Below are 19,404 nucleotides of genomic sequence, written 5' to 3' on the forward strand. Positions count from 1 at the left end.
TCAGGGTGACGCCTATGACCCAGACGACATTCAGAGACCTCCACCGCCCCGGCCAGCCCTTTATCCTCGCCAACGCTTGGGACGCCGGATCGGCGCGCGTGCTGGCGGGCCTGGGCGCGCAGGCGATTGCCACCTCCTCTGCGGCACAGGCCTTTACCCTCGGGCGCCCGGATGGCGGCACGTTGACCCGCGACGAGGCGCTGGCCCACGCGCAGGACCTTGTGGCCGCCGTCTCAGTGCCGGTCTCTGGCGATTTCGAGAACGGGTTTTCCAATGATCCCGATGAGGTCGCGCGGACCGTAAAACTGGCCTATGAGGCTGGATTGTCAGGGATTTCCATCGAGGACACGGCCTTCCCCAACGCTGGCGCGCGGGAGTTTGATCTGGCGGTCGACTGCATCAAAGCCGCCGTGAGCGCCGCCCGCGCCCTGCCCGGTGATTTCGTCCTCGTGGCCCGCGCCGACGGGGTGATGAATGGTGATTACGATCTGGACGAGGCCCTGCGGCGCCTCCGGGCCTTTGATACGGCGGGGGCGGATTGTCTCTACGTGCCCTGTCCCGGCACGGTGGAAGATTTGAAAACCGTGGTGGCGGCGACCGAGAAACCGGTGAACGCCCTGCCCGTCGGCCCGCTGCAAAACCTCACCCGCGCCGACTTGGCCGCACTCGGCGTGGCGCGCATTTCGCTTGGCTCTTTGCTGGCGCGCTCCATTCACGAGCGCCTGATCGCCAACGCCGAAAACATCCTCAGCCAAGGCAACTTTTCCACCTGCACCCCCGCCAGATCGGACCGGGTGGATGCGCTTCTCGCCAAAGGAGCCCGCCATGAGTGATCCCATTCACAACGTCCCGCAAGGCATTGAACAGCTTTTGGAAATCATGCGTCGCTTGCGCGATCCGGAGGGCGGCTGCCCCTGGGACATCGAACAGGATTTCGCGACGATCTCGCCCTACACGATCGAGGAGGCCTATGAGGTCGACGACGCCATCGCGCGCGGTGATATGGAGGATCTGAAATCCGAGTTGGGCGATCTGTTGTTCCAGTCGGTGTTTCAGGCGCAGATTGCCTCGGACAAGGGGTTGTTCAACTTTCACGACGTCGCGCAAGCCATTGCCTCAAAAATGATTTCCCGTCACCCGCATGTGTTCGGAGACGAGAGCAATCAGAAGTCTCCCGAGCAGCAGACCAAGGATTGGGAGGTCGAGAAAGCCAAGGAACGCGCCCGCCGTGGTGAGCATCGCGTTCTGGACGGTGTGGCCATGGGCCTTCCGGCTCTGATGCGGGCGCAAAAGCTGCAAAAACGTGCCGCGCGGGTGGGATTCGACTGGCCGGACACCTCGCATGTTCTCGACAAGATCCGTGAGGAAGCCGCCGAGCTTGAAGAGGCGCGCGACAGGCTCACGCAAGACGAGGTGTTCGAGGAATTCGGCGATCTGCTGTTTGTCGTGGTCAATCTCGGGCGACATCTGGGCGTCGACGCGGAAGAGGCCCTGCGCGCCTGCAATGCGAAATTCACACGCCGGTTCAATACAGTGGAAGACGCACTCAATGCAAAGGGAAAGACCCCGCAAGAGAGCGATCTGGCAGAAATGGATGTGCTTTGGGATGCCGCGAAGGCGGCTGAGAAAGCGCGTGGAGAGTGAGCCACATGTATGGCGCAGAGCTTTCCCGATTGACCTGATTTTTTTTGTCAGGTTTAAGAAGGGCAAAACCTGCACCACGTTACGGAGAGACCCATGCGGCCCCACCTGAAATATGCGCTTCCCCTCATGCTCGCGACGGCCCCGGCCTTTGCCGATGTCAACGTGTACTCCTATCGCCAGCCGGAGCTGATCCAGCCGCTGGTCGATGCGTTCACCCAAGAAACCGGCATCCCGGTCAACGTCGCCTTTCTCGAAAGCGGTCTGGTTGAGCGCCTGAAGGCCGAGGGCGACCGCTCTCCCGCCGATGTCATCCTGACCGTCGACATTTCCCGCATCATCGAGGCCGTTGAGGCCGGCGTGACACAACCGCTGATGACCGACACGCTCAAAGAGAACATCCCGGCACAATACCACGCGCCCGACGGTCAATGGTGGGGTATGACCACTCGCGCCCGCATCGTCTACGCCTCGAAAGACCGCGTGGCTCCCGGCGAGGTCACCACATACGAGGACCTCGCTGATCCGAAATGGCAGGGCCGCATCTGTACCCGCTCCGGCATGCACACCTATATGATCGGCCTGACCTCGGCCTATCTCGCCCATCACGGCCCGGAAGAGACCAAAGCCTGGCTCGAAGGGCTGAAGGCCAATCTGGCCCGCAAACCGCAGGGCAATGACCGCGCACAGGTCAAGGCGATCTGGGCTGGAGAATGCGACATCTCGCTGGGCAACACCTATTACATGGGTGAAATGCTGGCCGACCCGGAGCAAAAGGTCTGGGCCGACTCCGTGCGTCTCGATTTCCCGGTCTTCGCCGTCGAGGGGGGCGGCACCCATGTGAACATCTCCGGCGTGGCACTAACCAAAGCCGCGAAGAACAAGGAAGATGCCACCCGCTTCATCGAATTCCTGTCTTCGCATGAGGCCCAGGAAATCTATGCGGAAACGAATTCCGAATATCCGGTCGCGCCCGGCACGGAGCCGTCGGAACTTGTGGCAAGCTGGGGCGATCTGAACCCCGACAACCTGAGCCTGATGGAGATCGCCAACCAACGCGCGAGCGCGCTGCGCCTCACCGAAGAAGTGGATTATGATGGGTGATCAGCGGATCGGCCAATGGCGACAAAAGGTCCAGTGGACCTTTTAAGCTGATCATGGGCGGAGCCCCGGTTTACAGGCACATTGCTCGCCCCCGATCTTCGGCGCCCGCTTGCCAAGCGGGTGCCCTCCTTTGTTGCCCAAAGGAATTCCCCCACAAACCGGCACAAAACCGCCCGCCTTATGTCTGACATAGATCTTTTACCAAATATTCAAACCGGGCTGATTGACAGTTTTCGCGCCGCCCCCCATATGAGCCGCAACAGCATGGCGTGACAGGTCATGAAAAAGAAGTCCCGGCGATAAGTGAGCTTTAACCTTTATCGGTTTTCTTCTCATCGGGATCCCACAGATTCGCACCGTAGACACCATCAACACAAGCCGACCGCCATGTCCCTCCAGACACCGATTTCCCTGAAAGGCTCCCTGCCTGCCCTGACCATCCGCCCCGCGGAAGGCTCCGATTTGCCGCGTCTCATGGACATGATCCGCGATCTGAAACCGCTGACCGAGGACAAGCTGAACCTCGACGAGATCAGCGTGATCGACATTCTTCACGCCCCGACCCCCTGGGTGCGCCTGCTTGTGGCGGAACAGGACGGCACACTGGTCGGCTATGCCGCGCTGGTCGGCGGGTTGCAACTCAGTGCACAAGACCGTGCCATGGAGATGCATCACATCTATGTCGAGCCCACGCAACGCGGCCAGGGCGTCGGGCGCGCGCTCTCGGATGCGGCGATGACCATGGCACGCACGCTGGGCTGTGAAACCCTCACCGTCGCCATCGGCCGCACCAGCGCCATGGCCAAGGCAGCTTATCGCGCCCTCGGCTTCGAGCGCCCGACGCTGCGTGCACCACGCTATGTGATGCCGGTCTGAGCCCCCGATTTCCCTGTTGACAGGACCCGCGCTCTGCCGCAATCTCGCGCCATGACACACGCAACCACCATGACCGTTTTTTATTGGACCGAGCTGACATAGAGCGCGGCCCAAAGTCATGACACGATGAAAGGCCGCCGCAGGGCGGTTTTTTTATGTCGAAGATCCCCTGTGGCGCGAAACAGGAGATTGAAATGACCCTCATGCAACGCATTGATACCAAGACGCGCCCGGCCGTGATCCGCCCGGCGCGCTGGGGCGACAAGGACGCGCTTCTGGAGATGATCCACGCGCTGGCGCGTTTCAATGGCGACGAACCGGAGCTCGATCTGCCTGCGCTCATCGACCTTCTGAATGCCGATCTGCCCTGGATCCGCATCCTCGTCGCCGAACGTGACGGCGTGCTCGAGGGCTATGCCGCGCTGGTCGCAGGCATTCAGTTGCAGCATGGCAAGAAGGTGATGGACCTGCATCACCTGTTCATCCGGGATCATGTCCGCGGCGAAGGTCTCGGGCGGCATCTCATCGACGCCAGTCGCGATCTGGCGGAACGGCTCGGCTGTGCGCGCCTCACGGTTTCGACCCGGGAACACAACGCCGTCGCACAGACCGCCTACCGCGCTTGCGGTTTCGCACCCCACCCGTTCAGCGGAACGCGTTTCGCAATGGAACTGGCGTAACCGCGCAGATCAGAGGGCGATCACATCGACCCTCTGGCCTTTCACGGCAAGACCGATCTCGCCCTTGCAAAGCCGCAGCGCGTCGTCACCGAACACTTCGGCGCGCCAGCCTTTGAACACCGGCAGATCGCGCTCGCCCGCAGCGATCAGATCGAGATCGGCGGCAGAAGCAATCATCTTCGCGGCCACATCGAAACGGTCGGATTTCGCTTTCAAAAGCACCCGAAGCATATCTGCCAGTGCCGGATTGACCTGCAATTTGTCGCGCGACTGATCCAGCTTCGGCATGTCGCCAGGCGCATAATTCGCAGCCTTTTCAATCGCCTGCAAAATCCCGTCTGCAATCTCGCCCTTCCGGGCCTCGCGCAGCAAAAGCCGCGAACGCGACAGGTCCTGCGGGGTTTTCGGCTTGGTGGACGCGAGTTCCAGAAGCGCATCGTCCTTGTACACCCGGTTACGCGGAATATCGCGGCTCTGGGCGTAAAACTCGCGAAACGCCGCAAGTTCCTTGACCGCAGCGAGGAATTTCCCGGAGCTCGTGCGGGTCTTCACCCGTTGCCAGGCCTCCTCCGGTTCGATCACATAAGTCGCGGGTGTGGTCAGAACCTCAAGCTCCTCGGCCACCCATTTCTCGCGCCCCTGACGAGCAATCTCGCGCGCGAGATATTCGTAAATCACCCGCAGATGCGTCACATCGGCCAGCGCGTAGCTTTCCTGCGCCGGCGTCAGCGGACGGCGCGACCAGTCGGTGAAGCGCGAGGTCTTGTCGAGGCTCTGCTTGGCGATCTTGCGCACCAGCGTCTCGTAGCCGACCTGTTCGCCAAAGCCACAGACCATGGCGGCGACCTGGGTGTCGAACAGCGGCGCGGGGATCACCCCGCCCTGAATGAAGAAAATCTCGAGGTCCTGACGCGCGGCATGGAACACCTTGACCACGCTCTCGTTGCGGAACAGCTCGTAAAGCGGCGCGAGGTCGAGCCCCTTGACCAGCGGATCGAGCAGAACCGCGTCCTCTTCGGCATCGCCGGGAAGGGCGAGCTGCACGAGGCAGAGTTTCGAATAATAGGTCCGTTCACGGAGGAATTCGGTGTCGACCGTGACATAAGGACGATCCTTGGCGCGGTCGCAGAAGGCCTGAAGGCCTTCGGTCGTGGTGATGGTGATCATATGGTTTTCTTACCTGCGGCGCGGGGTCATCCCGACGATTTGGTCTTGCATACGCAGGTTTTCGCCGAAAGAAAAGAACAAAGGGGGCGCAGACATGGCCCCCTTTGTGGTCCGTAGATGAGATAGACGCCTCAGGTGATTGGCATCGTGCCTTTCGCCGCCATCATCAGTTCAACCACTTCCGGCGCGGTGATGATTTCATAGTCCGGGTCCATTTCCTCGGCGGAGAATCCGTTGTGGATCATGCAGGCACCGCATATGCCGATCCGTCCGCCCGCTGCGCGGTACTCTTTCACCAGATTGGCCACCGGTTCGAAGGGCTTGCCGATATCCATACCTTCGGTCGATCCGGGTTTGCCAAGCTCCACCCCTTCGACCATCAGCAGAACGATCGAGCTGTGGCCCATCTTTTGCGCGTTGAGCGCCATGGTGAAAGCCACGGTGACCTTGCCGGGGTTGGAATGGCCGTCGAAGATGGTGGCGACGAAATCAGCGGTTTGCATGAGATATCCTTTCGCGAAACGCGGGTCCCGATCTGAGACTCCCTTATATTCTATATCTCGAATATATCTTTTACAGCCCGAATGTCACCGTCCGCCCTTCACATTGGCGCGACACCTTGCCTCAGAGCGTGAAAAGCGTCCGCTCGCCCTCGATAAACCGGCGCAAAACCACCGGATAGAGCCGGTGCTCCTGCACCAGAACGCGGGCGGCGAGATCGTCAGAGGTATCGCCCGGCAGGATCGGCACCCGCGCCTGTCCCAGAATCGGCCCGCCATCAAGCTCGGCCGTCACCTCATGCACGGAGCATCCTGCCTCCGCATCGCCCGCCTCAATGGCGCGCTGGTGGGTGTGCAGACCTTTGTATTTCGGCAAGAGCGAAGGATGGATATTGAGCATCCGCCCGGCATAATGGGTGATGAATTTCGGCGTAAGAATGCGCATGAACCCGGCCAGCGCAATGACGTCGGGAGCATAGGAATCGATGACGGAAATCAATTCTTCTTCAAAGACTTCCCTGTCGCCCTTGAAGTCACGATGATCCACGACTGCGGTCGCGATTCCCATATCTGCGGCCTTTTTCAGACCGCCCGCCGCCGGCACGTTCGACAGAACGAGACAGGGACGCCCCGGGTGGTCCGCCACCATGGATTTCGCCAGCGACACCATGTTGGAGCCGCCGCCGGAAATCAGGATCGCAACCTTCTTGTGGCTCACTTGAGCTCACCCTCATAGGTCACGCCATTGCCGGTGGTTACCTGACCGATGCGGTAGACAGTCTCGCCTTCGCCGCTCAGAAGTGCGGTGAGCGCATCAGCCTGATCGGCGGCACAAACAACCACCATGCCGATCCCGGCGTTGTAGGTTTTCAGAAGCTCGTGCTGGCTTAGACCCGCCGTATCCACCAGCCAGCGGAACACCGGCACCAGCGTCCAGCTCGACAGGTCAATATCGGCCCCCATGCCGGTCGGCAGCACACGCGGCAGGTTTTCGGTCAGACCGCCGCCAGTGATATGCGCCAGCGCATGAACACCACCCGCGCGGATCGCCTTGAGCACCGGTTTGACGTAAAGCCGTGTCGGAGTCAGAAGTTCTTCGCCCAGCGTGTTGTCGGAAAACGGCGCGATGTCGGACCATTTGAAGCTGGAAACCTCGACCGTCTTGCGCACCAGAGAATAGCCGTTGGAATGTACACCGTTGGACGCCAGGCCCAAAAGCACATCGCCCTCGGTCACACCGGACGGAAGATCGGCACCGCGTTCCATCGCGCCCACGGCAAAGCCCGCCAGATCGAAATCGCCATCTTCATACATGCCCGGCATCTCGGCGGTCTCGCCCCCGATCAGGGCACAGCCCGATTGGGCACAGCCTTCGGCGATGCCCTCGATCACGGCGGCGGCATTGTCGAGCTTGAGCTTGCCGGTGGCGAAATAGTCGAGGAAGAACAAAGGTTCCGCGCCCTGACAGACCAGATCGTTGACGCACATGGCCACGAGGTCGATGCCGACGGTCTTGACGTTGTCCGTGTCGATCGCGATGCGCAGCTTGGTGCCGACCCCATCGGTCGCGGCGACAAGGATCGGGTCCTCATAGCCCGCCGCCTTGAGATCGAACAGCGCGCCAAAGCCGCCGAGACCGGCCATCACCCCCGGGCGTGCGGTTTTCTTCGCCGCCGGTTTGATCCGTTCGACAAGCGCATTGCCCGCGTCGATATCGACACCCGCATCGGCATAAGTGAGACCGTTCTTTCCCTGCGTCATGGCAAAGGCTCCCCGCGAAACTGACGTTTCGGCCCGTTTACGCGGTTTGTGCCGCGTTGAAAAGGCCTGCCTGCGCCACTTGACCCGGTCTTCTCACCGCAATAATCAGGGCGACAGGCGGGCCTGTAGCTCAATTGGTTAGAGCAGAGCGCTCATAACGCTTTGGTTGCGGGTTCAAGTCCTGCCGGGCCTACCAACGCCTACCACATCATAAATCCCCATACGTCCCAAACCGAATCAAAAACCCTTGTAATACAGGGTTTTAAAGTGCGCACTTAACTTCCATGCGTCCCCATGCGTCCCCATGCATCCCAGACTTTTGTTGGTGGTTTTTGTTGGTGTAGCCTCGAAGTCACCAACAAATCCACCAACAAAATTTAGACCGGAGATGACACCGCATGGCCCTTACAGACGCACAATGCCGAGCAACAAAACCAACAGATACGACTCAGAAGATTTCCGATGGCGGGGGGCTTCACCTGCAAATCACACGAACAGGGACGCGCGTATGGCTCTGTGCCTACCGCTGGGAAGGCAAACAGCGCACAGCCAATTTTGGACAATACCCTACTGTGAGCCTTGCCCGTGCTCGCGTGATGCGCTCAGAACTCAAGCTCAAACTATCGTAAGCGTTGCATCTGACCCCCTGATTGCCCTCTAAACCTGACCACCTCTCGTCCGCTAGTCTACATCCGAACTACGATCGGAGGCGACTATGGCGGAACGTGAAGTCTGGGGGTTCAAGATCCGGACCTCCCCGTCGGGCAAAAGGATTTGGCCGAGCGAACTCAAACGCGAGGCGACCAAGCGCCTTCGGGAAGATGGCATGTCACCTGGAGATGTCGCCGCCGAGCTGGATGCCCACGAATGCCTGGTGAGAAAGTGGTGGGTTGCTGATCGGCGAGAGCGAGGCGAAAAGATCTCCGTCGATGGGCCAGCCTTCGCGCAGATATCAGTCGAACCGGCTGTCGCGCCGGCGGCGCCCCAAACGACCACTGCAGGCAATGGCTCAGCCGGCTCTGCTCATCTGTACGTGGGATCGATCTGCCTCCAATTTCCTTTGTCCATCAACGAAGCAGACCTTCTGAAGCTGATCCGTGTTGCGGGGCAGTGTCAGTGATCGCGCCGTCCAGCAGTTATCGTATCTATCTGGCCACTCACCCTGTCGACTTCCGGAAGGGGATGGATGGGTTGGCCAATTACGTCATGACCAATTTCGAACTCGATCCCTTCTCCGGTGCGTTCTTCGTCTTCCGCTCGAAGGGGCGTGACAAGATCAAGGTCCTGATGTGGGACGGCACCGGCCTCGTGCTGATCTACAAGCGTATCGAAGGCGCAGGCTTCGTCTGGCCCAAACTTTCCGACGGGACGATGACCCTGACGAAGGCACAGTTTGAAGCGCTCTTTGAAGGGATCGATTGGCGCCGCGTCGTCTCGGCCGCCTATCACCACCCCTCCATTTTCAACAAAACAACCGCGGAGGTCGAGTGAGATGGCAACGATCCCATTCATTCAGTGCAAGATTTTTCCCGTCGAGCAGACCGCGGACTACCTCGAAAAGCGCTTTATCAAGCACCTACGGCTACTGCGAAGTTGCCCGGTCGGCCAAGCGCCTCGCCTTCCACATCTTGCCCGAGCACCCAACCCGAGCGGGCCAATATCAGGCGCCGCAGCGTCTGGCCGCTGAGAATGTGTTGCATGTTCTGCAACCCCTCGCGCCCGGACAGTTGCGCGGCGCCTCATGGCTGGCCCCGATCATTCTGGGCGCGTCAGACTTTGACCAATACTGCGATGCTCTTTTAATGAGCGCGAAGGTCGCAGCCATGCACGCGGGCTTTATCGTGGATGCCAATGGAACAACCGGCGGCGATCCTTACGACAACGCAGAAATGCCCAGCATGGAGCCCGGCAGCTTGGTTCGCCTGCCCTTTGGTCAGGATGTGAAGTTTAACAGCCCGGCGCAGCTGCAACAGGCGGACGCATTCCTAAAACATGGGTTGCGACAGCTCGCAGCCGGTCTCGGGCTGCCTGAACACCTTGTAAGCGGCGACCTCTCCGGGGCGAACTACAGCTCTTTGCGCGCTGGCCTGCTTCCCTTCCGCCAGCGTGTCGAACAGGTGCAGTACGGGGTTATCGTGCCCCAATTTCTCGCGCCAATTTGGTGTAATGTGATTACATACGGCATTCAGTCCGGCGACATTTGCGCACCGGATTTCGAGACCAACCCCGACTTGTATTTGCGGGCCGACTGGCTGCCCCCGAAGCCGATGCAAGTTGATCCCCTGAAGGACACCCAAGCGACCGTTGCCGAGATCGAAGCGGGGCTGACCAGCCGCCGCAAAGCCGTGGCAGAGCGTGGGTGGAACCTAGACGACCTAGACGCCGAACTTGCCACCGAAACCCAGCGAGGAACCGGCGATGCCGAATGAGATCCTGACCCGTAGCGCGACGTTTCGCGCAAACACCTATGATCCCGAAGCCCGCACCTTTGAAGCCGTCGTCGCGACAGCCACACCGGTTGCGCGCCGCGATGCACAAGGGCCGTATCTTGAAGTTTTGCCGCCCGAAGCCTTCGACCTTGCGGCGCAAAGTCTGCCCATCTTGGATAGCCACAACACGAGCACCGTGCGCGCGATTCTTGGGCGAACCGAGTCCATCCGGCGCGAGGATAGCCAAATCGTTTCCACCATGCGCTTGTCATCCGCCGAAGATGTGGCCCCGATCGGGCAACGGATCGCGGATGGCACGCTGCACGGCGTCTCGATTGGCTACCGCGTGGCCGGATGGACGACCAAGCGCGAGAACGGGCAGCGCATCAAAGCTGCCACCGGAGTCGTGCTCACAGAAATCACCCTCACAAGTAACCCCGCTCAGCGCCTCGCCAGCGCGGTCGACAAGCTCCACGCCCAGCTTCACCTGACGTTCCGACGACGCGATCAGATCGTTGATTTCATGGGCAGCCCGCGAGGAACGTTGCGCCAGCTCGCGCACTTCGCTGGCAACGACGGCGAAGCCGCGCCCCCGCCCCCCGGCCCGCGCCGCTTCGACACCGGCGTTCAGCACCAGAAGATTGGTCTGGAAGGCGATGTCCTCGATCTCCCCGATGATCTTGCCAATCTTCTGCGACGAACTTTCGATCTCGCCCATGACGACGACCGTATCGGAGATGATCGGGGCTTCCGACGCCGGGGAATCAGCGCGCCAGAACCAGATCGGCTTTCAGCCCGCCGAGCGCTTCGCTTTCCCCCAGACGCAGCGTGCCGCCATGACGCCGCGCGACGTCATGGGCGATGGCGAGCCCGAGCCCCACACCGGAGCCGCGATTCTGGTTGCGGGCGGCATCGAGCCGGACGAAGGGCTGCAACGCCCGGTCCCTGGCCTCCTGCGCGATCCCCGGCCCGTCGTCCTCGACCGAGATCACCGCCGCGCGTTCGAACAGGGTCAGGCTGAGCCGGGTGTGCGTGCCATAGCGCCGCGCATTCGACAGGAGATTGTCGAGCGCCCGAGACAGGGCCGCGGGTCGTCCCGTCAACTCGACCGCCTCCTCGGGCAGGATGACCGCCTCGATCACCGAGCCCGCCCGTTCGGCTCGGGTCACCGCATCGCGCATCAGCGTCTTGAGGTCGAGCCGCTTCGGTTCCTCCGTCGCGTCCGCACGGGCGAAATCGAGGAAGGTGTCGATCAGCTTTTCCATCTCGTCGAGATCGCTCTGCATCGCCTTGATCTCGGCCTCGTCCGCCTCGGGCACGTCGAGCATCGACAGGCCGAGGCGGATGCGGGTCAGCGGCGTGCGCAGATCGTGCGAAACCCCCGAAAGCATCAGCGTGCGCTGTTCGATCTGGCGTTCGATCCGGGCGCGCATGTTGAGAAAGGCGGCCCCGGCGGAACGCACCTCCAGAGCGCCAGCAAGCCGGTAGGGTTTGTTCTCGCCGCGCCCGAAGGCCTCCGCCACCCGCGCAAGATGGCGAATGGGGCGCAGTTGATTGCGCAGGAAGATGAAGGCGATCAGCGTCATCAGCCCGCCGGTCAGCGCGGTCAGCACCAGAAGCTGGTGCGGGTTCGAAGCGGAGGCGCGACGCCGCGGCAGATCGACCGTCAGACGTCCGTGTGCGGTCAGGACCGAAAGCTGCACCCGCCGGGGATCGCTGGCGAAATCGACCCCCTCGACCCCGTCCAGACCGTCTCTCAACTCGGCAGCGATGACCCGGCCCGTAATATCGTCCCACGACCGCTGATCCGTCACCGGGGTCGGATCGCCGAGACGAGAGGTAAAGCGCAGCCGCGCGTCCATCTCCTCCAGCGCCAGCGGGATCTGCGCCTCCGGCAGCCCCTCCACGGCGGCGACATAGAGACCGATCTCCGCGACGACGCCCTGGGTGAGCTGGCGGGTGACATCCTGGAAATAGCGCTGGGAAAAGGCGATCATGACGACGAGCTGGATCACCACGACCGGAACCAGCAGGATGAGCGCAGCCCGCCCATAGAGCCCGCGCGGCAGATATGTTTTGAGCCAGTCGAAGAACATGGGCTATTGGTATCCCTGCAAGACCTCTGAAGGAAAGAGAAATCGCGTGCAGACCCGCCCCGAGACACTCACCGAGCTGGCCCCCGGGCTGATGCGCATTCTGGCCCCCAACCCGTCGCCGATGACCTATTGGGGCACGAACACCTATGTGCTGGGCGAAGGAACGGAGCGTGTGCTGATTGATCCGGGGCCAGATCTGGCCGCGCATCGCGCGGCGGTGCTGGCCGCACTGCCCGCTGACACACGAATCTCCCAGATCCTCGTCACCCACGCCCACCTCGACCATTCCGCCGGCGCCGCCGCGCTCTCCGAGGCCACGGGCGCACCGATTCTGGCCTTTGGCACCGCCGCAGCCGGGCGCAGCGCACATATGGCGGCACTTTCCGACACGCTTGGCGGCGGCGAAGGGGTAGATTCGGCCTTTGTCCCCGACATCGCCCTGCCCCATGGCACGGTTCTCGACACCCCGGCGGGACCGATCGAAGCGCTGCACACCCCCGGCCATATGGGCAATCACCTCTGTTTCGCCTGGTGCGGCGCGGTGTTTTCCGGCGATCTGATCATGGGCTGGTCCTCCTCGCTGATCTCGCCACCCGATGGCGATGCCGAAGCCTTTCGTCAAAGCTGCGCCCTGCTTCTGCGTCTGACCCCCGACCGGCTTCATCCCGGTCATGGCGACCCGGTCGAAACGCCGCGCGCACGGATCGAATTCCTACTGAATCACCGCGCCGAACGGGAGGCACAGATCCTTGCAGCCCTCGCGCAGGGCCCGATGGATCTGATGACGGTGACCCGTGCGGTCTACACCGATCTACCGCCAACCCACCTGCCCGTCGCCGCCCGCAACACACTGGCGCACCTCGTCGAGATGACCCGTCAAAAACGCCTGATTGCGCAACCAAAAATTAGTGTAAATGCTGTATTTTCAGTGCCTTGAGAGGAAAATACGCAAAAAGTGACTTTTTGTCACAAAACCCTCTTGCACCCCCGAAATCCCATAGCTATACACCCCACATGTTCCGGCGTAGCTCAGCGGTAGAGCAGTTGACTGTTAATCAATTGGTCGTAGGTTCGATCCCTACCGCCGGAGCCATATCCAACTTAACCTGTTGATATGGATAAGAAAAAGAAAGTAGCTCCGCTCACTTTTGATTTCTCACCTAGATTCGTCTCACTGGCGTCTCACAAAAGGTTCACAAAGCGCTGGTTGTAAGTCGTTTCATATGCGATGGCCTCATCACAGAGGTCCACTTTGACACAGCAGAAATATCTCTACTGCAAACGGAATCGCTTCTACTTTCGCCGGCGGGTTCCAGGGTTATCCACATTTCTTTCTCCAATTTTTTTGGCATTGGGGACGACAGATCGAAATCTTGCGCATACATGGCTTGAACGCCTCAAGTTGGAGTTCGACCAAATGTTCGATAGCTTTGTACTGTTAACGCCTGCACTCCCTGACAAAATTGTGTCCAGATACTTCGAACATTATCTCCAGAAGTGCGTTTCCGATCTGAACCGTCAGATCAACTTCGCGCGGATGAAAGGAAGGTTTTCCGCAGATAATGAGCGCTCATTGTCTGTATTGCCAATTATTTACGAGAGTTTTCTCGAGCAAGGTATTCGAAAAAGGTTTCCGGTCGAGAAGATTGATCCCGAGTGGGATGAGGAGACCTTGAAGGCGACCCTCCATCTTTATGAAATTGAAAGCCGCAAGGCACTTTCAGCAGCGACGGGAGATCAACTGTGCTCGATCTACGCGTCTCTGACGAGTGATGTCATTAAAGATGAAGAACATCTTGCGCAGCTTCGCGCTGCGCATTTCCGTGCTCGCCTTCAGGCACTTCAGGATTTTCGACAGGGTTCGCGGGCGCCGTTCAAAGAAGAAACATCGGCGCCACCCACCCCCGCTAACAAATTTATGACGAATTCAGAATCTTGCGTCACCGCTGGAAATCTCTCCCAGGCCAACGCAATTCCGACGACACCCGTATCCGCGCCTTTGGAAAAGCCGGTGCCCCATCGTATGGAAGAAGCAAGAGAGAGTTCACATAAAACCTTAACAGAACCACTTACTACTTTGAAAAAACTAGAAGATTACTTCTCCAAGGTGCAAGACCAAGCCGAAAACGCTTCACCAGACGAATGGACCGATGACATCGCACACGTCTTCTGGCGCACCGCAGTTGATAATAACATGAGCAAAGCTGTCAAACAGCAACGAGGATCAGATATTAGACGCTTCATGTTCATCACCGGGCTCTCCAAAGTCACTGAAATTCGGCAGGCGCATCTGACATTTTGGGCTGACAACTTGCAGAAGTTTCCGAAGAACTTTTTGCGTTCTTCCAAAGATTTGCACCGAACAGTTGACGAAGTTTATATGAATGCCAAACATATGGCTCCCGCTGAACTTGGCCTAGATTCCAGTACCCGGAGGCGGCACGTAAAGTCGATGGAGTTGCTGATTGCTCGGGCACGTGCAGAAGGCATTTCCCTTACAGATCTCAACACAAAAGACCTGAAGCCGAAAAAGAAGTCATCCCGCAACAAACACAAATCGCGCGCGGTTTTCCGCAAGGAAGAGGCGCGCCAACTGTTTTCCCACACCATCTGGACTGGCGCACGCTCCGCTGGACGGCGCCATGAACCAGGAACAAAGATTTTGAAAGATGGCAAATTTTGGATCCCTCTCATCCTTGGTTACACAGGTGCCCGGCGAGCTGAAATTGCAGGTATGTTACCTTCTGATGTAGAAAACATTGAAGGCGTCCCGTGCTTTGTGATCCAGGCCAACGCTTACCGCGGCATCAAGGGAGAAGACCCAGATTGCCAGGAGGATGACAAGCGTACGCGCACCGTTCCTATCCATTCTCACCTGATCGAGCTCGGTTTCTTGGACTACGTTAAGTCTATTGCCGGAAAGGGCCATAACCTCCTGTTTCCTGACGTCGTTCCTGTACCACGCAACGGATCTAAGCGCTCGAATACTGAAGATCTGGCGATGTCAGTGGAAAAGTTTGGCGAACGTTTCGACGACACCTGGCGCAAGGCGATGCAGATTTCCCTGCATGGCAATCCGCGCAAGCTTTGTATTCATAGTTTGAGACATTACGTCAACCACACGCTGTTACACAGCAATGGCGTTCTTGACGTGACCCGGACCGATATCATCGGTCACATCGACAACGATGAGAAAGAAGGAACAAACACATCGACTTATCGCGACGAAACTCCCCTTAGCGTGAAGCGCGACGCGATTGAAAGGCTGCCGCGCTTGATGTGACTGTGAGTAACCCGCGGCTCTTCGGGCCTTCGCGTGAAGCATAGTTCCGCACAACAAAAACATGCGGGACATATCTAACAAGTGTTTCGACGCGACCTGAAGAGCACCTGAGCAGATCTATTAGCATAAACCCATTCACTGCGGAACTGAGCATCGGAGTTGAAGAGACCAAAATTTCTGTCGATGCTGAAATGCTCAAATAGCGCCAATGACTTCAGGTTCTTACGATAAAGAATCCAAGGACTCGATGGTCGATATCTGCCTAAATTCGGGACATAATTTTGTATATCAAAGCTTCTAAATCGCACGAACTCTCGAACTTCCTTCTCGATAGAAACCACGACTCTGGTCTGCGGGCCAAACTCCTCTCCGCTCCAACGTAGAACTTGCTGCTCTGCCGCAAAGTGCGGCACAGTGGCTTCGATCAATCGCACGATTTGTGCCATATGGACGCTCAATTGGGGCTCTACATTTTATGGCGCAGGGGCACTGACGCCGCCTGCCCCAAACCGAAATGAAAAGAAAATCAGGCCGGAGATTTTCCAAGAATGGGGAGACGTCGCACAGGCAGCGCATTAATTCATAAGTTTTCGAAATCGATCGGCGTTTTCTCGCAGCATGCATTGCAACTCTTCGTCACCAAGAACGCGCCCCCAAAGATATCCTGCCGCGACGAGGCTTCCTTTGGGAAAATCGGCTTTTGCCTCAATCCGGTAAAAACGCGACACCGTGCGTGCGATTTTGACATCATGGTCGAGCCATACGAGATCAGATGTGGAGATCAACGTATTCCCTAAGAGTGGGTGGTCGGTGGCATTTCCAAACATGAAGATCCGACCCGTTGGCACCTTTACAGACACATATCCGGTCAGAACCGGAGCTGCTCCCAAGTCAAATTTATCGCGCTGCTCCACTGCATCAAGAGCCTGATTGTACAGAGAGACAAGCTCAGTCGTATACCGTCGTGCCAAAGTAGCCCCCTCCATGCTTCATGCGAACTGCACAGGCCGTTGCACCATTAGATTTTCACGGGACGGAATAGGTAAAATTTGAACTGTGCAACATGAGCAAGGAGACAGGAAGCGCCATATGTCTAACCATGTATGTACGAGCGACACGGAACATCTTTGCGAAAAATAAAGAACAAAAAGAGAATGCTTGCCGCTTATTTGAGCAATCTACGCCAAAGAAAAATTGCGAAAAATAAACGTTTCAAAACTCCTACTGAAAAAATCGAAACGTCATTGCCGGAAACATCTTGACTCACGACAATGAGCTACTTCCATCTCCTAGACAGAATCTGGCGTAAATTAAGCTACTCGCTACCCCTGCTGATCGGGTTGGGTTTTTTCTTTTCTCAGCCAATAAGCCACGGCTGGGGGGTACCGCCAAGGGCAGAATGGGGACGTTTGCGGTTGTAGAAGGCGCCCCACTTGCCGACACCGGCCCTCGCCTCTGATCCTGTTTCCCAGGCGTGTAGGTAGACGCATTCGTATTTTAGGCTCCGCCAGAGCCGTGCCACGAAAATGTTGTCGAGATGAAGAGGGACCGTCGCGCCAGTGGTGCGGCGTAAGCCCGCTGAATGCCCCTTGCCAGCCATTGATATGCGCACACCCGATCGAAAGGTCGATCAGTGTTTGTGTTAAACCATCCGAGAACTGGTTTCTATCATATGACTGTCGGTGTTCATGATCTTGGGCGGCCCGATTGGCAATGGCACTCTTTTGCTGGTTGCTCTGATCCTTGGCGCCACCGGCTTGTTCTGGCAGGCGCATGCCCATCCGGGGATGAGTTATTTGACGGTGATCGCAATGCCGATGGTCCTGACAGGCCAGCCACGGCGCTGCACCGCCGCATGTCCGCTTTCCTCAAAAAGTGACGGAAGGTCGCAATAGGCCCGTGGCTCGCGCAACGAAATCGGATGGTAAAGGTCGGCTCAGCGGACAAGGCGCCATTTCTTTACCCCAATACCAACGCCGGCTTTCAGGATTTAACGCTGTCAAAAGCCATCGTTTTTGATCGATCCCCCTGACCCGCCAAAAGTGAACTTGATCGCTTTTTGGCGGTCGGCATGGGCTGAAGGGCGACCACTTACCGCCGGGGCCTCAGGAATTCGCTGTGGGGTTTGATGACTAAAGCCTGTGCATCCTTCTCGCGCAGAACCTTGAGGACTCGCGGGCTAAGGGAGGATAGCAATGAAGAGAGGCCAAGCGCTGTAACCGACCTTGAAATCATATGCGTCATGTGTCATATATATCACGACACATGTCGCATTGAGGGAGTGATATGACCCAGACAGTATCAGTTGAACACGACATTGCTCGCACCTATGCCTTGCTGGGTGGAAGGGAAACCATTCGGAAGCAGGTGCGCAACAACTTGGAAGCGCACGACATTCTGATGTTGGGATTGCCCTCGGCTGCCCTGCTGCATCTCACTTCCGAAGTCGCCTTGCTGGCCGCAGATTCCGTTCTGGAAAAGGCCATCGGGATCAGCGTGAGAACACTTCAGCGTCGCAAAAAAGATGCTCCGGACGCCGTGCTGAGCGTTGACCAGAGCAACCGGACCTGGAAATTCGCGGAGATCCTCGGTCGAGCTTCCGAGATTTTCGGCTCCAAGGCGGAGGCAGAGGTGTGGTTGAACACGCCTGCGATCGGTCTCGATCAGCGTCGGCCGATCGATCTGCTCAGCACGGCCGTCGGAGTGGAGGCCGTTGAGGACTATCTGACGCGTATCGAGTACGGAGTTTATGCATGACGCCACTGCCTCCCCCGCTGGGGACAGGGGAGATCCGCTTCTGGCGATTGGACGCTGAAGGGCACGCCGCGACCTGGAACACCGGAGAAGGGAGTTTCCGGGTGGGCGGCAGGTGGAATTCGCCCGGCACGCGAGCGATCTACGCGTCGATTGATCCGTCCACCGCGACTCTGGAGGTCGCCGTGCATAAGGGGTTTCGTGTCCTTGATACGCAGCCGCATGTCTTGACGTCTGGCCGCATTGTCGACCTAAAGGGTATCCACATCGTGTGGCCGGATGATGTTCCCAACCCAAATTGGTTATACCCATGTGCCCCAAATCAGAACCAACAGCAGTATGGAGATGAACTTCTGAGGGACCACCGTTTCATCCTGATTCCAAGTGCCGTTTCGAAACAGAGCTGGAACCTGATTTTCGATGCGACAAAACCAGCGACAGACTACGATGATATAACCCAAGAACGCTTCGCTCTGGATCCACGTCTGCAGCCCTGAAACATTTATGGTGAATGCCATTTTCCCAAATGCGGTAGTTTGAACCGCTCCGGGTTTGCCGGAGGCTGTTTGGTTTAAGTTACGATCATGCTCAGCAAGTATTCCGATCGTTCGTTGCCGAACCTTTCAGGCTTGGAAACAATGGACGCTTTGGAAACAGCGCGTGACGACGTTTATCGCGTAGGGACAATAGCTGCGGCAGACCTGATCGAAGGACACGGCATTTTGCCCTTCGGTCAAGTATTCGAGGATTTGGGCAAGGGCGAGTCTTGGGAGACTGCCTTCGAGAACGCGTTCGGCCAATCCCCGAACGCGTTCTATGTCGCGTTTTCGAAGCGATATCACTAGCCGAGAACGGCGGTGCAAAATGAGACCACTGTCGCGCCGCCATGTTGGCAGTGCGGGCGGCGGGTTCCTTGTTCTCCGTATTCTAATTTCTGCGACGTTCGCCATTCAAGCGATTATCGCTGCAAATCTCCTTTGGTGAGCGGCATCGGGAACAATTCTGAATGAGCAATATCATTTCGCAACCCTCGATGATTTTCAGGCTCACACATCGAAAGGACTCTGGGCCAATTTCAGCGAAATTCACACGAAGAAGCCGGCAGGTTGACGC

The 19,404-nt window shown here is 58.3% G+C and carries 20 protein-coding genes, 2 tRNA genes and 3 pseudogenes; 17 read left to right on the forward strand and 8 right to left on the reverse strand.

The window, feature by feature from the left end; all coding sequences use genetic code 11:
• Positions 1 to 14: 14 nt before the first annotated feature.
• From NH195_RS14290 to NH195_RS14310, 5 genes are all read left to right on the forward strand, one after another.
• Complete coding sequence (locus NH195_RS14290) at positions 15 to 833, forward strand: isocitrate lyase/PEP mutase family protein (protein ID WP_066708242.1); 819 nt, start codon at positions 15 to 17, stop codon at positions 831 to 833.
• Positions 826 to 1,644 carry a nucleoside triphosphate pyrophosphohydrolase gene (gene mazG, locus NH195_RS14295; protein WP_066708244.1) on the forward strand — a complete coding sequence of 273 codons (819 nt, stop codon included), beginning with the start codon at positions 826 to 828 and terminating at the stop codon, positions 1,642 to 1,644. The genes NH195_RS14290 and mazG overlap by 8 nt, the downstream gene beginning before the upstream one ends.
• A 93-nt stretch (positions 1,645 to 1,737) precedes the next feature.
• A complete protein-coding gene (locus NH195_RS14300) occupies positions 1,738 to 2,745 on the forward strand; it encodes a Fe(3+) ABC transporter substrate-binding protein (protein ID WP_066708246.1) in 1,008 nt (335 codons plus the stop codon).
• 387 nt (positions 2,746 to 3,132) lie between these two features.
• Positions 3,133 to 3,621, forward strand: a complete 489-nt coding sequence (locus NH195_RS14305; RefSeq protein WP_066708248.1) for a GNAT family N-acetyltransferase — start codon at positions 3,133 to 3,135, stop codon at positions 3,619 to 3,621.
• Positions 3,622 to 3,776: 155 nt separating this feature from the next.
• Complete coding sequence (locus tag NH195_RS14310) at positions 3,777 to 4,301, forward strand: GNAT family N-acetyltransferase (RefSeq protein ID WP_066708250.1); 525 nt, start codon at positions 3,777 to 3,779, stop codon at positions 4,299 to 4,301.
• A 9-nt stretch (positions 4,302 to 4,310) separates the two neighbouring features.
• Here the strand turns inward: NH195_RS14310 and rnd are convergent, their stop codons facing one another.
• From rnd to purM, 4 genes are all read right to left on the reverse strand, one after another.
• On the reverse strand, positions 4,311 to 5,468 hold the full coding sequence (rnd, locus tag NH195_RS14315) for a ribonuclease D (RefSeq protein WP_066708253.1): 1,158 nt from the start codon (positions 5,466 to 5,468) through the stop codon (positions 4,311 to 4,313).
• Positions 5,469 to 5,599: 131 nt separating this feature from the next.
• Positions 5,600 to 5,971, reverse strand: coding sequence for a DsrE family protein (locus NH195_RS14320; protein ID WP_066708257.1), 372 nt, complete (start codon positions 5,969 to 5,971; stop codon positions 5,600 to 5,602).
• A 121-nt stretch (positions 5,972 to 6,092) separates the two neighbouring features.
• Positions 6,093 to 6,686 (reverse strand): phosphoribosylglycinamide formyltransferase, encoded by a 594-nt coding sequence (gene purN / locus NH195_RS14325; protein ID WP_081423944.1) that lies wholly within the window; start codon positions 6,684 to 6,686, stop codon positions 6,093 to 6,095.
• Positions 6,683 to 7,729, reverse strand: a complete 1,047-nt coding sequence (gene purM / locus NH195_RS14330) for a phosphoribosylformylglycinamidine cyclo-ligase (protein ID WP_066708259.1) — start codon at positions 7,727 to 7,729, stop codon at positions 6,683 to 6,685. Before purM ends, purN begins: the two co-directional genes overlap by 4 nt.
• A 119-nt stretch (positions 7,730 to 7,848) precedes the next feature.
• Here purM and NH195_RS14335 point away from each other — a divergent pair.
• The 6 genes and pseudogenes from NH195_RS14335 to NH195_RS21900 all read left to right on the forward strand — a co-directional run.
• A tRNA-Ile gene (locus NH195_RS14335) sits at positions 7,849 to 7,925 on the forward strand.
• A gap of 202 nt (positions 7,926 to 8,127) precedes the next feature.
• Complete coding sequence (locus NH195_RS21895) at positions 8,128 to 8,358, forward strand: Arm DNA-binding domain-containing protein (RefSeq protein WP_081423945.1); 231 nt, start codon at positions 8,128 to 8,130, stop codon at positions 8,356 to 8,358.
• Between the two features lie 86 nt (positions 8,359 to 8,444).
• Positions 8,445 to 8,849: a hypothetical protein gene (locus NH195_RS14340; protein WP_066708260.1), complete on the forward strand. Its 405-nt coding sequence runs from the start codon at positions 8,445 to 8,447 to the stop codon at positions 8,847 to 8,849.
• Positions 8,846 to 9,220 carry an IS66 family insertion sequence element accessory protein TnpB gene (gene tnpB / locus NH195_RS14345; RefSeq protein ID WP_066708266.1) on the forward strand — a complete coding sequence of 125 codons (375 nt, stop codon included), beginning with the start codon at positions 8,846 to 8,848 and terminating at the stop codon, positions 9,218 to 9,220. The genes NH195_RS14340 and tnpB overlap by 4 nt, the downstream gene beginning before the upstream one ends.
• Positions 9,217 to 10,158 carry a phage portal protein gene (locus NH195_RS14350; protein ID WP_238379766.1) on the forward strand — a complete coding sequence of 314 codons (942 nt, stop codon included), beginning with the start codon at positions 9,217 to 9,219 and terminating at the stop codon, positions 10,156 to 10,158. Before tnpB ends, NH195_RS14350 begins: the two co-directional genes overlap by 4 nt.
• Positions 10,148 to 10,555 (forward strand): annotated as a pseudogene (locus NH195_RS21900) (HK97 family phage prohead protease); the annotation flags it as partial. The gene NH195_RS14350 and the pseudogene NH195_RS21900, both read left to right, overlap by 11 nt.
• Positions 10,556 to 10,591: 36 nt before the next feature.
• Here NH195_RS21900 and NH195_RS21710 read toward each other — a convergent pair.
• Both NH195_RS21710 and NH195_RS14360 read right to left on the reverse strand, forming a co-directional pair.
• Positions 10,592 to 10,900, reverse strand: a pseudogene (locus NH195_RS21710) (methyl-accepting chemotaxis protein); the annotation flags it as partial.
• 22 nt (positions 10,901 to 10,922) lie between these two features.
• Complete coding sequence (locus tag NH195_RS14360; protein ID WP_066708272.1) at positions 10,923 to 12,254, reverse strand: ATP-binding protein; 1,332 nt, start codon at positions 12,252 to 12,254, stop codon at positions 10,923 to 10,925.
• A gap of 46 nt (positions 12,255 to 12,300) precedes the next feature.
• On the opposite strand from NH195_RS14360, the gene NH195_RS14365 reads away from it, so the two are divergent.
• The 3 genes from NH195_RS14365 to NH195_RS14375 all read left to right on the forward strand — a co-directional run bounded on the left by NH195_RS14365 (position 12,301) and on the right by NH195_RS14375 (position 15,537).
• Positions 12,301 to 13,191: an MBL fold metallo-hydrolase gene (locus tag NH195_RS14365; RefSeq protein ID WP_238379767.1), complete on the forward strand. Its 891-nt coding sequence runs from the start codon at positions 12,301 to 12,303 to the stop codon at positions 13,189 to 13,191.
• Between the two features lie 81 nt (positions 13,192 to 13,272).
• Positions 13,273 to 13,347 (forward strand) — tRNA-Asn (locus NH195_RS14370).
• A gap of 159 nt (positions 13,348 to 13,506) precedes the next feature.
• Positions 13,507 to 15,537 carry a site-specific integrase gene (locus NH195_RS14375; RefSeq protein WP_155846187.1) on the forward strand — a complete coding sequence of 677 codons (2,031 nt, stop codon included), beginning with the start codon at positions 13,507 to 13,509 and terminating at the stop codon, positions 15,535 to 15,537.
• 575 nt (positions 15,538 to 16,112) lie between these two features.
• Here NH195_RS14375 and NH195_RS14380 read toward each other — a convergent pair.
• Both NH195_RS14380 and NH195_RS20915 read right to left on the reverse strand, forming a co-directional pair.
• Complete coding sequence (locus NH195_RS14380) at positions 16,113 to 16,508, reverse strand: DUF6634 family protein (RefSeq protein ID WP_155846188.1); 396 nt, start codon at positions 16,506 to 16,508, stop codon at positions 16,113 to 16,115.
• Between the two features lie 386 nt (positions 16,509 to 16,894).
• Positions 16,895 to 17,152, reverse strand: a pseudogene (locus NH195_RS20915) (integrase core domain-containing protein); the annotation flags it as partial.
• A 671-nt stretch (positions 17,153 to 17,823) separates the two neighbouring features.
• Here NH195_RS20915 and parS point away from each other — a divergent pair.
• From parS to NH195_RS14400, 3 genes are all read left to right on the forward strand, one after another.
• Positions 17,824 to 18,294 carry a type II RES/Xre toxin-antitoxin system antitoxin gene (parS, locus tag NH195_RS14390; RefSeq protein WP_066708282.1) on the forward strand — a complete coding sequence of 157 codons (471 nt, stop codon included), beginning with the start codon at positions 17,824 to 17,826 and terminating at the stop codon, positions 18,292 to 18,294.
• Positions 18,291 to 18,788, forward strand: coding sequence for an RES family NAD+ phosphorylase (locus NH195_RS14395; protein WP_066708285.1), 498 nt, complete (start codon positions 18,291 to 18,293; stop codon positions 18,786 to 18,788). The genes parS and NH195_RS14395 overlap by 4 nt, the downstream gene beginning before the upstream one ends.
• A gap of 87 nt (positions 18,789 to 18,875) precedes the next feature.
• A complete protein-coding gene (locus NH195_RS14400; RefSeq protein WP_155846189.1) occupies positions 18,876 to 19,136 on the forward strand; it encodes a hypothetical protein in 261 nt (86 codons plus the stop codon).
• Positions 19,137 to 19,404 lie beyond the last annotated feature (268 nt).

It is taken from the genome of Celeribacter ethanolicus (genome assembly GCF_001550095.1).
Classification (GTDB): domain Bacteria; phylum Pseudomonadota; class Alphaproteobacteria; order Rhodobacterales; family Rhodobacteraceae; genus Celeribacter; species Celeribacter ethanolicus.

Bases quoted from the DNA above. Each gene is read 5' to 3' on its own strand.
- NH195_RS14290 (WP_066708242.1), top strand. From the start codon at position 15: ATGACCCAGACGACATTCAGAGACCTCCACCGCCCCGGCCAGCCCTTT.
- mazG (WP_066708244.1), top strand. From the start codon at position 826: ATGAGTGATCCCATTCACAACGTCCCGCAAGGCATTGAACAGCTTTTG.
- NH195_RS14300 (WP_066708246.1), top strand. From the start codon at position 1,738: ATGCGGCCCCACCTGAAATATGCGCTTCCCCTCATGCTCGCGACGGCC.
- NH195_RS14305 (WP_066708248.1), top strand. From the start codon at position 3,133: ATGTCCCTCCAGACACCGATTTCCCTGAAAGGCTCCCTGCCTGCCCTG.
- NH195_RS14310 (WP_066708250.1), top strand. From the start codon at position 3,777: ATGTCGAAGATCCCCTGTGGCGCGAAACAGGAGATTGAAATGACCCTC.
- rnd (WP_066708253.1), bottom strand. From the start codon at position 5,468: ATGATCACCATCACCACGACCGAAGGCCTTCAGGCCTTCTGCGACCGC.
- NH195_RS14320 (WP_066708257.1), bottom strand. From the start codon at position 5,971: ATGCAAACCGCTGATTTCGTCGCCACCATCTTCGACGGCCATTCCAAC.
- purM (WP_066708259.1), bottom strand. From the start codon at position 7,729: ATGACGCAGGGAAAGAACGGTCTCACTTATGCCGATGCGGGTGTCGAT.
- NH195_RS21895 (WP_081423945.1), top strand. From the start codon at position 8,128: ATGGCCCTTACAGACGCACAATGCCGAGCAACAAAACCAACAGATACG.
- NH195_RS14340 (WP_066708260.1), top strand. From the start codon at position 8,445: ATGGCGGAACGTGAAGTCTGGGGGTTCAAGATCCGGACCTCCCCGTCG.
- NH195_RS14360 (WP_066708272.1), bottom strand. From the start codon at position 12,254: ATGTTCTTCGACTGGCTCAAAACATATCTGCCGCGCGGGCTCTATGGG.
- parS (WP_066708282.1), top strand. From the start codon at position 17,824: ATGACCCAGACAGTATCAGTTGAACACGACATTGCTCGCACCTATGCC.
- NH195_RS14395 (WP_066708285.1), top strand. From the start codon at position 18,291: ATGACGCCACTGCCTCCCCCGCTGGGGACAGGGGAGATCCGCTTCTGG.
- NH195_RS14400 (WP_155846189.1), top strand. From the start codon at position 18,876: ATGCTCAGCAAGTATTCCGATCGTTCGTTGCCGAACCTTTCAGGCTTG.